Origin of the sequence: Acinetobacter sp. MYb10, from assembly GCF_002980175.2 — a bacterium.
Lineage (GTDB): Bacteria > Pseudomonadota > Gammaproteobacteria > Pseudomonadales > Moraxellaceae > Acinetobacter > Acinetobacter guillouiae.
On sequence record NZ_CP058272.1, the window covers coordinates 4,337,459 to 4,352,667 of the forward strand.

Annotated in this window: 13 protein-coding genes; 3 read left to right on the forward strand and 10 right to left on the reverse strand. The window is 37.4% G+C overall.

What is annotated here, in order from left to right; genetic code table 11:
- Positions 1–106 precede the first annotated feature (106 nt).
- The 4 genes from CQZ96_RS20220 to ahcY all read right to left on the reverse strand — a co-directional run bounded on the left by CQZ96_RS20220 (position 107) and on the right by ahcY (position 6,234).
- Positions 107–2,968, reverse strand: coding sequence for an EAL and GGDEF domain-containing protein (locus CQZ96_RS20220; RefSeq protein WP_105713644.1), 2,862 nt, complete (start codon positions 2,966–2,968; stop codon positions 107–109).
- A gap of 136 nt (positions 2,969–3,104) precedes the next feature.
- Positions 3,105–3,824 carry a 16S rRNA (uracil(1498)-N(3))-methyltransferase gene (locus tag CQZ96_RS20225; RefSeq protein ID WP_105713645.1) on the reverse strand — a complete coding sequence of 240 codons (720 nt, stop codon included), beginning with the start codon at positions 3,822–3,824 and terminating at the stop codon, positions 3,105–3,107.
- A 36-nt stretch (positions 3,825–3,860) separates the two neighbouring features.
- On the reverse strand, positions 3,861–4,697 hold the full coding sequence (metF, locus tag CQZ96_RS20230) for a methylenetetrahydrofolate reductase [NAD(P)H] (protein ID WP_105713646.1): 837 nt from the start codon (positions 4,695–4,697) through the stop codon (positions 3,861–3,863).
- Between the two features lie 154 nt (positions 4,698–4,851).
- A complete protein-coding gene (gene ahcY, locus CQZ96_RS20235; protein WP_004717024.1) occupies positions 4,852–6,234 on the reverse strand; it encodes an adenosylhomocysteinase in 1,383 nt (460 codons plus the stop codon).
- Between the two features lie 420 nt (positions 6,235–6,654).
- Between ahcY and CQZ96_RS20240 the strand changes: the two genes are divergently transcribed.
- Both CQZ96_RS20240 and CQZ96_RS20245 read left to right on the forward strand, forming a co-directional pair.
- Positions 6,655–7,206 carry a hypothetical protein gene (locus tag CQZ96_RS20240; RefSeq protein ID WP_105713647.1) on the forward strand — a complete coding sequence of 184 codons (552 nt, stop codon included), beginning with the start codon at positions 6,655–6,657 and terminating at the stop codon, positions 7,204–7,206.
- Between the two features lie 5 nt (positions 7,207–7,211).
- Positions 7,212–8,150, forward strand: coding sequence for a DUF4424 family protein (locus tag CQZ96_RS20245; protein WP_105713648.1), 939 nt, complete (start codon positions 7,212–7,214; stop codon positions 8,148–8,150).
- Between the two features lie 49 nt (positions 8,151–8,199).
- Here the strand turns inward: CQZ96_RS20245 and CQZ96_RS20250 are convergent, their stop codons facing one another.
- The 4 genes from CQZ96_RS20250 to CQZ96_RS20265 all read right to left on the reverse strand — a co-directional run bounded on the left by CQZ96_RS20250 (position 8,200) and on the right by CQZ96_RS20265 (position 11,222).
- The gene (locus tag CQZ96_RS20250; RefSeq protein WP_056513590.1) at positions 8,200–8,724 is read right to left on the reverse strand and encodes a tetratricopeptide repeat protein; all 525 of its coding nucleotides are present in this window, start codon (positions 8,722–8,724) and stop codon (positions 8,200–8,202) included.
- Positions 8,725–8,813: 89 nt separating this feature from the next.
- Positions 8,814–9,152, reverse strand: coding sequence for a DUF3325 domain-containing protein (locus CQZ96_RS20255; RefSeq protein WP_105713649.1), 339 nt, complete (start codon positions 9,150–9,152; stop codon positions 8,814–8,816).
- A complete protein-coding gene (locus CQZ96_RS20260) occupies positions 9,149–10,867 on the reverse strand; it encodes a PepSY-associated TM helix domain-containing protein (RefSeq protein WP_105713650.1) in 1,719 nt (572 codons plus the stop codon). Before CQZ96_RS20260 ends, CQZ96_RS20255 begins: the two co-directional genes overlap by 4 nt.
- Position 10,868: 1 nt before the next feature.
- Positions 10,869–11,222: a hypothetical protein gene (locus tag CQZ96_RS20265; RefSeq protein WP_105713651.1), complete on the reverse strand. Its 354-nt coding sequence runs from the start codon at positions 11,220–11,222 to the stop codon at positions 10,869–10,871.
- Positions 11,223–11,523: 301 nt separating this feature from the next.
- Here CQZ96_RS20265 and CQZ96_RS20270 point away from each other — a divergent pair, with 301 nt between their 5' ends.
- Positions 11,524–11,778, forward strand: a complete 255-nt coding sequence (locus CQZ96_RS20270; RefSeq protein WP_004717008.1) for a hypothetical protein — start codon at positions 11,524–11,526, stop codon at positions 11,776–11,778.
- A 63-nt stretch (positions 11,779–11,841) separates the two neighbouring features.
- Here the strand turns inward: CQZ96_RS20270 and CQZ96_RS20275 are convergent, their stop codons facing one another.
- The gene (locus CQZ96_RS20275) at positions 11,842–12,228 is read right to left on the reverse strand and encodes a carboxymuconolactone decarboxylase family protein (RefSeq protein ID WP_004823072.1); all 387 of its coding nucleotides are present in this window, start codon (positions 12,226–12,228) and stop codon (positions 11,842–11,844) included.
- Between the two features lie 157 nt (positions 12,229–12,385).
- On the reverse strand, positions 12,386–14,842 hold the full coding sequence (locus tag CQZ96_RS20280) for an acyl-CoA dehydrogenase (RefSeq protein ID WP_105713681.1): 2,457 nt from the start codon (positions 14,840–14,842) through the stop codon (positions 12,386–12,388).
- Between the last annotated feature and the right edge of the window lie 367 nt (positions 14,843–15,209).

Below are 15,209 nucleotides of genomic sequence, written 5' to 3' on the forward strand. Positions count from 1 at the left end.
GCTGGTGGTTTGACTAAATTTCATCGAATATAACATTTGTTGAGCGATACCGACAGTCAAAAAATAGTTATTTCAAACAAAGTAATAGATATAAAGTCTAAAAAAATTAACAAATCTTTATAAGTTTATGCTGTTCCAAATATTTTGTGCTGTCGGCAGATGACAATGCTTTGGAAAAGTAAAAGCCTTGTAAAATATAACAACCGTGTTTTTGTAAAAATAACGCTTGTTCTTTAGTTTCAACGCCTTCAGCGACCAAGGTAATGCCGATCGCATTGCCCATAGCAATAATCGCATTGACGATCGCTTCGTCTTTTTCTTGTCCAATTTTTGAAATAAAAGCACGATCTATTTTTAAGATATCAAAAGGGTAACTGGTTAGATAAGCTAAAGATGAGTAGCCTGTTCCAAAATCATCCAAAGAAATAGAAATATGGCGATCTTTTAATTGTTGTAGGAGAAAATTAACTTCTTCTGACTTATCAAACAAAGAAGATTCAGTCAGTTCCAGTTCAAGCATATCACCTGAAATATTATATTTTTTAAGGGCATAATCGATATCTTTAACCAACTGTCCGCGGTAAATTTGTTGTGCCACAATATTGATCGATACCCTAAAATGATCAAAACCAAGGGATTGCCACTGCTGTATTTGCTTACAGGTTTCATGCAAGACAATTAAACCAATATCTGAAATGAGGCTGGTTTCTTCGGCAAGCGGGATAAAAATGTCTGGCAAGATATAACCCAAAGTTGGATGTTGCCAGCGGACTAATGCTTCAAAACCATAAATACGTTGAGTTTTAACACAGATTTTAGGTTGATAATGTACAGTCAGTTCTTTGTGTTTTATGGCTTTTCTTAATTCGTTTTCTAAGTTGATCCCTTGATTGAGCAACGGCGTTTTTTTGTTTGAATAAAAATATACGGTGTTTCCGCCTAAACGTTTGGCTTCGTGTAATGCTGATTCTGCATGACCATTGAGACTGTCGAGCTGTAAGCCATGCTCTGGATATAGCGCAACGCCAATAGAAATGGTGATGGTTTGTTCTTGTTCTTTAACATCAAAAGGTTGTTTAAACGCATCTAAAATATGTTGTGTATGTTGATGAATATTGATGTTATTGCTGCTTAAATTATAGATCACTGCAAAATCATCATTATTTAAATAAGCTATCAATGAGGCATTTGGACAACATAATCTTAATCTGTGAGCGACTTGTTTTAATAATTCATCACCTTCTTTATGGCTCATAAATTCATTGAATAATTTAAAACGGTCAATGTTGATACGTAAAACCGCAAAATTTTTAAATGAATCAGAATAGTGAATTAAATAATTATGCAGTTGTTGTTTGAAATAAAAGCGATTTGGCAAATCGGTCAGGATGTCATAATGTTCTAGATACGAGAGTCGTTGTTCTTGTTTTTTACGATCAGTTAAATCGGTAATAATGCCGACATAGTTGGAAAATTTATTTTTTTCATCATAAATTGCATTGATGTGTACCCAGAGTGCAAGTTTTTTCCCAGAGGTAAAATCAATCTGTAATTCAGACTCAAATTCTCCCTTTTGAATTAAACTTTGGGTAATCACGTTATACATCTGTTGGGTACGAGAATTATTATTGATCGTGATATCAAATAGATGATTTCCAACGATATTGTGTTGTTTATAATCTAAGAGCTTTTCAAAATAAGGGTTCACTTCTAAGTAGCATAAATTATTATCTAAAATGAAAACACCTTCAGCTACTTGTGCTAATACATTTGCTGCGAGTTTTAGCTTTTCTTGATCAGTCTTTTCTTTTTGAATGTCACGTTGGATACCCACCATTCTGAGCGGTTTGTTATTGGTATTCTTAGAAACCACTTTGCCAATGTCTTGAATCCAGCACCATTGACCATCTCGTTTAACACGGTAGATTGCCTCAAAGCGCTCAGTTTTGCCTTTGAGATGTTGTTTCAGTATGGTTTTATAATTGACAATATCATCAGGATGAACATATTCATCTACGCTATTGTGTTTTAGATTGAGTTGTTTGAATTCTGCACCGCTTTTTGAGTCGGAAATTTCAAAAGTTCTTTTTTCAATATTCCAGACCCAAGAATGAATACCCGCGGTTTCATGGGCAAAAGCTAAGTTGGCCTGATGATTTTCTAAACGGTCATTCATCTGTTTAAAATCGAAAATTCGTTCTTTTACTTTTTGTTCTAATAAATGATTATGTAACTGCAATTCACTTTTCATGACCTGTGTTTTTGAGATTTCATTTTTGAGTTGTATTTCTAAGCCTTTATAGTTTGCAAGTTGTTCTTGTGATTGCTTAAATAAAAACTTATTTTTCAGGTCTAATATTTCAGAATTAATATAAATTTTATGTGAAGCATAAGTGCTAAAGAATAATAAAGAGAACCAAACAATGAAAATAGTGCTATAGATTTCGTTGGTATTTTGAGGAAAAAGCAGGGGGAGCGTGAGCACCGGAATCGCAGAAGGCACAAATAAAGCAATAAAATAGCTAAATCTTTGATTGAGAAAATTCATTGCTAAAACATATGAAAAACTCAGTAAAAAGCTAGATAACAGAAATGAAAAAAATGGGTCAACCACATTTGGCATCATCATAAATTCTAAATTGATGATATAAACGCCAATCCCAAATAAGCTTCCTAAGATCAAACAAGAAAACTGAAAAAAAAGATCAAGATGTTTAAATTCTTGGACTTTATTTTGCTGTAAAAGATAGGTAGAAGAAAAAAATCCCGATAATATAAATAAAATAGTCAGAATAAACCAACCACTTAATAATTCAGAAGAAGTATTAAATAAGTAAATATAGATTAAAGCGTCACAGATACACGTAAAAAATACCCAGATAAAAAATATCCGGATATCTTTGGTTATCTTTCTGATGTTCGACGAATTCACATCATATGAAAGAAGCTCTTCCTGAACATCATTCATTAGCGCTTGCACCTCTGCTATTTTTAGAATGTGTAGGTTTAACGGAGCAACTATTTAAAATTTGCTAATTAATAGTTTCTTTGGAATTAAAATACTGTGAAATCATCCAATTTGCAATTATTTTACATGACATACATCACTTTTTAAAGCTTTGATAATTCAAAATTGATAAAGCAACTACAGGGGCTGTTTCAGTTCTTAAAATACGATCACCGATGCACCAATTTTTAAATCCATATTGGTTGGCCTGATCAATTTCAGCTTCATTTAAGCCACCTTCAGGGCCAATCAAAAGGGCAATATCAGGGCTTATATCTTTCAGTACATCTGTCTGCTCTTTTTCAGGCGCAAGGACAAATTTGCTCTGCGGTAATACAGTTTTGATCCATTCGTTTAGGCTTAGAGGCGCTAAAATTTGTGGAACAAGATTCATACCACATTGTTCACAAGCTGCGATCGCTATAGCTTGCCAATGATCTAATTTCTTTTGATCTCGATCATATTTTAAACGCATTTCACAGCGTTCTGATGTGAGCAATTGAATCTGAGATACGCCCAATTCCACAGCTTTTTGAATCGCATAATCCATACGATCGCCCTTACTCATGACTTGTCCAAGTAGGGCTGTAAAAGCAGGGGTGCGGTTATCTGGATTAAATGAATTGACTAAAACAGAAGCAGATTTTTTAGCGACCGCTGTTAAAGTCACTTCATATTCACCCCCTTGACCATTGAACAAGGTGGCTTTTTCACCCACTTGTGCACGCAATACTTTGACCCAATGATGAAATACTGTTTCAGTGAGTTCAACCGTAGTTTCGACAGCTAAATCAGTTTCAATATAAAAACGGGGCATGCAGTATTACTCACAAGTTGATGATGCAATTTTGATTTAAGCTAAACCGAGATCAAGTACCAATTGGCGGTTTGGCTCAGTATGATTCATGCTATAGAAATGCAAACTTGGTGCACCTCCTGCAATAAGGCGTTCACACAGTTTGATCACAACTTCATGTCCAAAGGCTTTGATACTTGCAGTGTCATCACCATAGGTTGCAAGTTGCTTACGAATCCAGCGCGGAATTTCTGCACCTGTCCCATCTGCAAAGCGGATTAAATTGCTTGCATTGGTAATTGGCATAATTCCTGGCGCAACAGGAATATCAATTCCTTGTTTTTGGATACGCTCTACAAAATAGAAATAGGCATCTGGATTAAAGAAAAATTGAGTGATGGCTGCATTTGCACCTGCTTTAACTTTTTCTGTAAAGTGCTTAATGTCTGCATCAAAGTTGTCAGCTTGTGGATGCATTTCAGGATATGCCGCAACTTCAATTTTAAAATGATCACCTGAGTGTTCACGAATAAAACGGACCAAATCAGTCGCATAAGGCAGTTCACCTAGGCCGACTTGACCTGAAGGTAAATCACCTCGAAGTGCAACAATACGATCAATCCCTTGGGCTTTATAGATATCGAGTAATTCAGCAATACGTACTTTGTCATCACCAATACATGAAAGGTGAGGGGCAACAGGTGTGCCTTTACCATTAAAGTCAGCAATTGCGGCCAGTGTACGTTCACGAGTAGAACCACCAGCCCCATAAGTAATCGAGAAAAACTCTGGATTTAAAAGCTGTAATTCTTGATGAACAAGCTTAAGTTTTTCCGCCCCTGCATCAGTTTTGGTCGGGAAAAACTCAAATGAAATTGGAACACGTTTGGTCATGGTTAAATCCTTTTTTATTCATACTTTTCTAATTTGTTTTAGCCTCTCCGAGGTCCTTTCCTAAAAGGAAAGGACCTCGCCTTTATATTCATTAATACGTTAATGAATATTGCTTTCTCCCTAAGAGAGAAAGCTAGGGAGAGGGGATTAAAACTTAGTACTTATAAGCCTCAGATTTAAATGGACCTTCAACTGCAACGCCCAAGTAATCTGCTTGAACTTGAGTCAATTGCGTCAATACACCACCAAAACCAGCAACCATTGCAGCAGCAACTTCTTCATCTAATTTCTTAGGAATCAGTTCAACACGGATCTGTGCTGCTTTTTGATCTTCTGGAAGATCAGCAAATTTCTCTGCGAATAAGTGCATTTGACCTAATACTTGGTTCGCAAAAGAACCATCCATCACGCGTGAAGGGTGACCTGTTGCATTACCAAGGTTAACCAAACGACCTTCTGAAAGAAGAATCAGGTAATCATTTTCATTTTCTGTACGATACACTTGGTGTACTTGAGGCTTAACTTCAACCCACTTGTAACCACGTAAATAGTTTGTATCGATTTCAGTATCAAAGTGTCCGATATTACACACCACTGAACCTGCTTTTAATGTATCTAACATTGCAGAATCACATACGTGGTAGTTACCAGTTGTTGTTACGATCAAATCAGTATTTTGAAGAAGGTCTAGGTTAATGTCTTCTTTTTTACCTGTTTGTACACCATTTTTATATGGAGAAACAACTTCATAACCGTCCATACATGCTTGCATTGCACAGATTGGGTCAATTTCAGTTACACGTACAATCATACCTTCTTGGCGAAGTGATTGAGCAGAACCTTTACCAACATCACCATAACCAATTACTAGCGCACGACGACCAGATAACAACATATCTGTACCGCGTTTGATTGCATCATTTAATGAATGACGGCAGCCATATTTATTGTCGTTTTTAGATTTTGTGATTGAATCATTCACGTTAATTGCAGGAACTTTTAAAGTACCATCACGGAACATTTCGTTTAGGCGTTGAACACCCGTAGTCGTTTCTTCTGTAATACCATGAATTTTAGCAATAAGTTCAGGATATTTTTCATGAACAACAGCAGTTAAATCACCACCATCATCAAGAATCATGTTGGCATCCCAAGGTGTGCCATTAACATTGATTTGTTGTTCAAGACACCACATGTATTCTTCTTCAGTTTCACCTTTCCAAGCGAATACTGGAACACCAGATGCTGCAATTGCTGCTGCTGCATGGTCTTGAGTTGAGAAGATGTTACATGAAGTCCAACGTACTTCTGCGCCTAATTCAACCAGTGTTTCAATTAAAACAGCAGTTTGAATGGTCATATGAATACAACCAAGAATTTTTGCGCCAGCAAGAGGTTTTGCTGCTGAATAACGTTTACGTAAGCCCATCAACGCTGGCATTTCTGCTTCAGCAAGTTTGATTTCTTTACGACCGTAGTCAGCGAGGGAAATATCTGCAACTTTATAATCTGTAAATGAAGCATTAACCGCGTTCATCACGATCTCCTTTATATTAAAAAAATATTGATCATTCAGTTCGCGGATGCCGTTGTTGATCAGCACGAAGGTCTGACCGAATCGTCGAGCCTAGCGATTTCACATTTATGTGCCTGTGAAAAAGTCGCAGCATCCCTCGACTGGCGACTATTGTACCTAGATTTTAATAGAGTTCAAATGTAGTTGGTTAATATTCAACTAAAAGATAGAATTGTTTTTGAATCGCTAAGCTATGCAAAAATATGATCAGTATTTACTGATATATAAACAGAAATAAAATCAAGATGATGCGTTTAAGTGTTTGCCAAGTGCTAGAGCTGTGCAACGATGATTGCAGTATTTGTGATTATGATGCGTGCTTTGCTTTTTCTATATCTGGTTTTTTGGGTTTAAAAAGTGAATATCAGGAACATTAAATTTATGGATATTGTAAAAATAATAGATCAGCATAGCTTTGCATTGCGACAAGCCATTGAGCAGGCTTCTCTTGAACAGCGGAAAAGTTTGGTGAAAGCTGTTTTTGCTTTTTTTGAAAAATTACCAACGTTTCAATCTGCTATTGAACAAAATTATCAAATTAAAATTGATAAAAAACAATTATTTCAGGATATTGATCAAGAAAATTTAATTGATTATCAAAAGCAAATTCGACAATTAAATGCTTTAGTAGATGAATATGCCGATGATTATGAGGAATTAGCGGCCATTGAAGTGATTTCTTTGGATGCCTTTTTCTTGATGGTATCAAATCAAAACAAAAGCCAGCATTTAGTGGCTTTGTTTAATGCGATGATTGAAGTATTGGATTATTATGAGAATTTTTCAGAAAACTCAATCTATTGGAATGAAGTTTTAGAAAAAGAAATTCTTTTACAAGAACAGATTATCAAACAGATTGCTACACATATTATTTTTGATGAATCCATTTATTGTGTGCATTATCAAACAATAGAATTTCCTGATTTGGATTAAAGAGAATGAAAAAAATCGTATTGATCACATCGATTCTGACAGCGACATCAGCTTTCGCCAATGATTCTACAGGTTATGTGGGAACAGGGGGAATTGAGTACCTTAAAAATAAAAATATTGCCATGCAACGTGAAGACTTATTTATTAGTAAAAAATTAATTAAGGTCGATTATCAATTTAAAAACCTCAGTAATCAGGATATTACTGAAACTGTTTTGTTCCCTTTACCACGAGTTGATAATACTTTTGAATCCGATTTTGCCCACACTGAGGATTTATTAAAAAGTTTTAAAATTCAGGTTGATGGAAAAGCGGTTCAACCGACAATGCATGTGCAGACATTTATACAAAGAGACGAAAAGTCTAAAGCGATTGATGTCACTGAGTTATTTAAACAATGTGGTTTTTCACAAACTGAAATGTTAAATCCTTGGAATCGCAAAAGTGATGAATATGGGGTATTTGAAAAGAAACTAAAAAGCTGCTCAAACCCTAAAGTAAAAAGCATTTTGCCTAAAAATCCAGACGAAGTCATCAACTGGTCATCACAAGTGGTTTATAGCTGGAAGCAAACTTTTAAAGCCAATTCAATTACACAGGTAAAACATCAATATAAACCTTTAGTGGGTGGTTCGGTTGCATTATATCCAGATGAATATAATCAACAATTTTGTATGGACAGTAGTTTTAAGAAAGGCTTGAAAAAAGCACAGTCGGAACATTCGCCTTTTAATGCACTGAGTTATATTTTGACTACTGGGGCAAATTGGGCGAAACCGATGGAAAACTTTAAATTGACCATTGAACGTGATCCGGGAGAGTTGGTATCGTTTTGTTGGAAAGGTAAAGTCAATAAAATTAGCCCGACACAATTCCAAATGGTTGAGAAAAACTTTGTACCTAAACAAGATTTAGATGTAATTTTTGTGCATTTACGTAATTAAATAAGTGAATCAAATTTAAGCCCATTTTATATGGGCTTAAATTTATAAATTATACTGAGGTGTCTTCAGCTGACTTGGCTTTTTCAGCCCAAAAATCAGCTTTTTCTTCATCAACCTCAACCCCCATTCCGTGTTCATAAATACAAACAAGATCACGCATGGCTTGAACTTCACCCAGTTTTGCTGCTTGCTCAACCAGCTCTACTGATTTCACCAGATCTTTTTCAACCACATCGCCACGACGATAGAAATTGGATAACTCTAAAATCGCAGCAGGATGTTGATGTTTGGCCGCTTGCTCTAACCAGCGGTGGGCATGTTCAAAATAAGCCTTGGCTTCTTTAGGATCTTCTTCAAGGATATCTTTTGCATAATAAGCATAGCCTTCACCTAACCAATACATGGCTTCAACATGGCCTAATTGTGCTGCTTTGAGTGCCCATTCTTCTGCAAGTTGATTGTTATCTTCATCTTCACTTTGCATATATATTTCAGCAAGTTCAAATTGTGCAGCTGGATTGCCCATTGCAGCACGATTGAGTAATTCTGAAGGGATTGAAAGTGGTTTAGACATAAAAATACCAATACAAGGCAATAAATTTGATAGAAAAAAAGCCAATCCGTAGATTGGCTTATGATTATAACTGATTTTTGTGAAACAGTTTAAATGAGTAGCATCACACTTGTGATTAAGCTGATGCCCACACAAAAGCTGGCAGCCAATTTCATTTTTAAACTGTAATAGCTTAATAACACCCCAACAAATAATGCTGAAAAGGTCAGTACTCCAACCCAAATGCTGAGCATGCTACTAAGCTGCCCTGACATGACACAAATGATCAGTGAAATCAGCAGTAAAGCCCAACCAGCAATAGAAGCAAGTTGGGTTTGTTTGGGGCTTAGTTCATGTCCATAGAACTGTTTTTGATGCTTTGACATTGCGCTGGCAAGCGCGATAAAAGCCAAGCTAGACAAAGACCAAATTAATAAGAAGAAAATCACGCTGAAATCTCCTTATTTGAAGGTACATTTCTGGCTTTTTTGACAGGAAGCCCTTTATGTTTTTTAACTTTATAAAATGAGTAGAAAAACAAAATCGCAAGCGCCCATGTCATTAAATCAAAAGACGCAATCATCCATTGGCCATTGGCAATACTGTTCCAAAGTGCTTGACCGCCCGTAATAAAATTGACAATAGGCAATAGGGCAAAAGCAACACCAGAGAACAATAGAAGTTCTAGCCAAGCTTGACGATGCGGGCGAAGCGCTGCATAAATTAACGTAGCTAACCATACAATAAAGAAGGCTCTAATTTCCCAATTTAAACGTGTTTCTATTTCAAATGGAATGAAACGATTGGCGTAGAAGTAGGCTGCACATGCAATAGGTAATCCAATCACAGCGGCAATATTCATCACTTCAACAAAACGATAACCAAATGATTTATAGCCTTGTTTTTGTTGTTGCGGTGCACGTTTGACGCACCATAAGATCAGCCCCGTTGCAACCATTAATGTGCCCATTACACCAGAGAAGAACAATAACCAGCGGAAGGTTAAATCAAGTCCACGTGCTTCATGCAATACAGTCACCACATTGTAAATCCCCATTGGGATAGAGGCATTGTTTGCTTGAGCCGCTTCGCTGATGTCTTTGCCAGTCACGCCATCGAATTTTAAAATGGGGTAAACACCACGTTGAACTACACTCTTCGCATATAAAGCGCGAAGTTCAATGGTGGCATTGGATGTATTTGGCGCAATGATTTGAATAGAAGCAATCGGATTTTCTTTCCACTGCGCTTGTGCGGTTGTAATAAGCGGGGTTAAGTCGCTGAGTGGCGCAGGATGACCAACATCTTGTTGATGTTGTTTGCCTCTTTCACCTCGCGAGCGTTGTTCATTTTGACCTTGAGTTTGACTTGTATTTGTAGAACCAGTACGGTTTTCAGCATTTCTATTGCGAGCATTATTTTGCTGAACTGCACCTCCGCGCATCTCTTGAAAAAACTCTTGTCGATCTTTATAGACTTGGTTGATTCCCCAAGGCATAAACATAAACATTAGTAATAACAAACCACTGAAGGTGATCATGATATGAAAGGGAAGGGCAAAAACAGCTGTGGCATTATGTGCATCTAACCAAGAGCGTTGTCCTTTACCTGAACGGAACGTAAAGAAATCTTTAAAAATTTTTTTATGGGTGATAATGCCACTGATAATTGCCACAAACATCAGCATGGTAGCTAAACCGACGATCCAACGTGCCCAAATACGATCAAATCCATACAGTTCAAAGTGAAAGCGATATAGAAAACCACCACCACGGGTGTCTCGTGCTTCTATAACTTGTCCAGTTGCACTGTCAATGGTGATCCTTTCCCCACCACGACGTGCTTGTAGATCTTCCCCTTGTTTACGGATATTTAATTCAGTTGTGGTCTGTCTAGAATTAGGTAATTGAATCGTCCAACTGCCTGCATCAGGATAATGCTTTTGTAGATAATCTAAGGCAACTTGGGTTTGCTGTACCTGAGAATCACTTGGAACGGATTGATGTATTTCTGGTTTCATCCAAGCCGTTATTTCCGACTGAAAGAAACTCAATGTTCCCGTCAAAAAAATTGCATAGAGTAACCAACCAAGAATTAAGCTTGCCCATGTATGTAACCATGACATGGATTGGCGTGGACCTTCAACTTTTGCATCTACGCGCATCTTAATTCCCCATCATTTTATAAATGACAAATAAAATGATACTTGGAATCAGTATGCCTAAGCTGGCTTTTGATGTCTTATTGACCATAAAAACCCAAATGAATGCAGCACAGTGAATACAGAAAGCAAGTAGCGTTGCACTCATCGCAGCCGTGGCACGATAATCAGCAAATGTTTTTGCAATCACTATAGCGGACAAAGACGCAAGCAGATAACCACCAAGAATTGCCAGAGCAAAACGATAGAAAATCATGACACGATATTGTATGCGGGACGGTGCGGATTTAGCTCGTGTAGATACAGTCGGAGTTGAAACTGACGCGCTAAGTGCATCGAGTTCAGTCTGGCTATTCATAGGCAATCAAATAATGAAAGGTTAAAAATTAAGTAAATAATAACAATTATCATTTACTTTTTAAATACAAAAGTTAAATTTCATTGAAATAAAGCACTGGATTTATTTTGATTTTTGTGAGTAGGTTTTTTGCTAGAAGTGAACCCAGAAAGCGTGTAAAAAATTTTTTATAGTTACAACGATTTTTATCGTGACTATATTTTTGAGTATATGCCTTCGAACATAAAGCATACAGCGTATTCCGATATTTATTTATATCTTGTAGTGACACCTTTGAAAACAATAATATGGAAATTAAATAATGTTTATTCACGCTGAAGATGCGAAACGATTGGCAGCCAATTCAAATTTAAATATAGAGTTGTATAAAGTTCGTTTAGCCCAAATGATTGAAGAGAATGCCAAGCAGGGCAATACTGCTGTTTTTACAGTTTTACCTAAACATCTAGCTTTAGAGGATATTCGTGGGCTTTCTTCTGAGTTAACCCAATTGGGATATCATATCCGCTTTGAAGTGGATGAGTTTTTTTATAGCTTTAATGTGTTTTGGAATTAACTCAGCAATATAGGCCATAGTTTTGAGCATGGCCTATATTGAAAAATAGAACGTATTGCTTGTTTATGATTCTTTTTGATATTCATTGATGACTTCGAGCGCAGCACGAAATGCTTCTTGTGTTGTGGGTGCGCCACAGTAAGGTAGGCTGTGTAGTAACACTTCCTGAATTTCTTCAACTGTTGCACCATTATTCAATGCACCACGAATATGACCTTTTAGTTCGGTTGGGCTTTTTTGTGCAACTAAAAATGCAATGGTAATTAAAGAGCGGTATTTACGTGGTAAAACACCCTCACGTTGCCAAGTTGAACCCCATGCATGCTCATTGATCCAGTCTTGCAAAGGTCTTGTAAAAGCAACAGTGTTGTCTTGAGCGCGTTTTACAAAACTTTCTCCCATCACTTCTGTACGGACTTTTAAGCCATTTTCATAATCTTGTTGAGACATCGTTTTTTCCTCAGCTGTTATATTTTTAACACTATACCGAAATAGGCAAATAACCCATTGGCAATATGTCTATGTTAAAAAACAGCGATGGTGAATCGCTGTTTATGGTTAAGGTTTTATATTGCCTTATCTGTTAAATGGCATTTGCCAAATCGATTTAAGTTGAGTGAAGATGAGGATTTTCTAATACCAACACCTGCTCTAATTTTTCATCAAAAATATCTGTGAGCATACTGTCATAACGAAGTGCATTATATTGGGTTAATTTTGTGGCTAAATCATCGCTGATTAAGCCACGAGTGACTGCATCCTGTATGCGCTCTTCAAATGTTAGCCCTTGATATTCACCTTTAGATTCCGCTTTTTTAAAGCTGTTCCAATCGTCTTCAACGGTTGTGAGTAGATTAAAGGTGGCTTCCATTCGTCCAAAAGCATCGTTCGGATCAACAGTATAGTAAACCTGCGTTTTTAAATAATCTCGGAACGGGTTATCTTGCATGATCAGTTCCGCTGCTTCACTCTTTTGACGATCACTCGGTTTTTTGATCGGTCGACCAAAGGGGAAACAAACAAATTTAACCAGACTTGATGCAATTTGAATCGGAAAATTATCAAATAAGCCAAAAAATGCTTCTTGGGCATCATAAAGCGTTTCGTCCAATGCAAGTTTGGCATGTACCTGTTCTTGCGAAGATCTTTGACCATTTTCATAAAATTTGAGAATGGCTGTTGCAATAAACATTTTGGAGTGAATATCAGCTAATCGCCCTGAGAGCATTTCTTTACGCTTAATATCACCGGCTAACAGTCCAAGACACATATCTGCGGTTAGGGCGAAGTCAGTACTGAATCGATTGATGATTTTATAATAAGGTTGAGTAAAGGCATCTGATGAGTCAGGTCGTTGGCTACTTGCCCCAAACCATCCATAAGTGAATGCACGAGCGCCACGGTTTAAGGTGTAGCCTAAATGTTGATATAACATGGTGTTAAATGTGTTTAAGGCAGTGGCTTTATCTTCGGCTTGTAACAGTTGTAATTCCTCAAATAAATAAGGATGGCAACGCATCGAACCTTGACCAAAGATCATCAACGAACGGCTTAAGATATTTGCCCCTTCAACCGTTATCGAGATCGGAATGGCTTGATACATATTGGCAAGAAAGTTACGCGGACCTTGTTGAATACCACGACCACCAGTGATGTCCATACCATGATTGACGATTTTTCGCATCGTTTCAGTGGCATAGTATTTTGCCATCGCGGTCATAACAGCGGGTTTGCCACCTTGATTTAAACCGCAAGTGACTAAATAGCGAAAAGCTTCCAACATATAGGTATGGCTGACGATGTCACTACTAACTTCTTGCACCCCTTCAAATTTACCTACTGATAACTTAAATTGTTGACGAATTTTAGCGAATGCACCTACAGATAAATACGTCATTTCACCTGCGGCTGTAGAAAGTGCAGGAAGTGAAATACCACGTCCAACAGCCAGACATTCCATCAGCATACGCCAGCCATTCCCCGCATTTTTTGCGCCACCAATAATCCAGTCAAGCGGAATAAAGACATCTTTACCTTCGACTGTACCATTCATAAATGGGGAACCACCCGGATGGTGCCTTGGTCCAACCTCTACGCCTGCATGAGAGGCGGGTATAAGAGCACAGGTAATACCATACTCAGTTTTAGTTTTATCTCCCAATAAGCCATCTGGGTCATACAGTTTGAAGGCGAGACCGACTACTGTTGCAACGGGTGCTAGGGTAATCCAGCGTTTTGAGAAATTCATTGTTAAGCCAAGCACTTGTTGACCTTCGAATTCCCCATAACAAACCACGCCAGTATCTGGAATCGCCCCAGCATCAGAACCCGCTTCAGGACTGGTGAGTCCAAAACAAGGAATTTCCTCACCCTTGGCTAAGCCGGGCAAATAACGATTTTTTTGTTCGTCTGTACCATAATTCAGTAAGAGCTCACCTGGTCCTAATGAGTTAGGCACCATACAGGTTACAGCGGTGGTTAAAGAACGTGAAGCAATTTTGCTCATAATACGACTTTGTGCAAAAGAGCTAAATTCACGACCACCATAAGTTTTAGGGATGATGAGTCCAAAAAAGCCATTGTCTTTAATAAATTGCCATGTCTCTGCATTCAGGTCTTTATTTTGATGAATTTCCCATTCATCTAGCAACTGACAGAGTTGTTCAACCTCATGATCTAAAAAAGATTGCTCTTCATTACTAAGCGTCGGGTAGGGATAATTGTTAAATTTTTCCCAATCTGGCGCCCCCATAAATAATTCTTTTTCCCACCAACTGGTACCCGCATCCAATGCTTCACGTTCAGTGGTACTCATGCTTGGCATTGCATTGGCTAATGTTTTATAGGCCGGTTTAGTCAAAACTTGCATTCGCAGTGGTTCAATCAGTAACACTAAACTGATGAGAATAAGCGGAAGACCAAGGGTGAGAGACCACGGGCTGATCACAGCGCTCAGAATTGCAATGACAATCGTAGTGATACTTCCGACTGTTCGATGAAGTGCAAAAAAGAAAACGGCCCAGAGTGAGATGATTTGAATAAGTATTGCGATGAGTAATAGCATTAACATATTACCTCTACAGTTTTAATATTAATTTTGGGATCGGAAATACATCATTGAAGGTTATTCTTCCATCAATGATGTGATGGAAAATTAAACATGTAATTTATTAATAACGATTTTTTCACTTACTATTCAAGGTAAAAGTATTGTTGTTTTGTGAGTCTAAGTTAACCAAAGCATATTTATTGTCATATCGTGACCAGAGTATTGGGGGGGAGTAAATAAATTTTCCATTCATTTGCGTATTCACTTTTTAGGCAGACTTGAATGATTTAAAATTTAAACAGTATCTAGCCGATTTTTGTTTGTGCTGTTTGGCTTGTTTTATGTCGCTGAAGCGCGTCGATGTGTTTTTCAATGGCTTTTA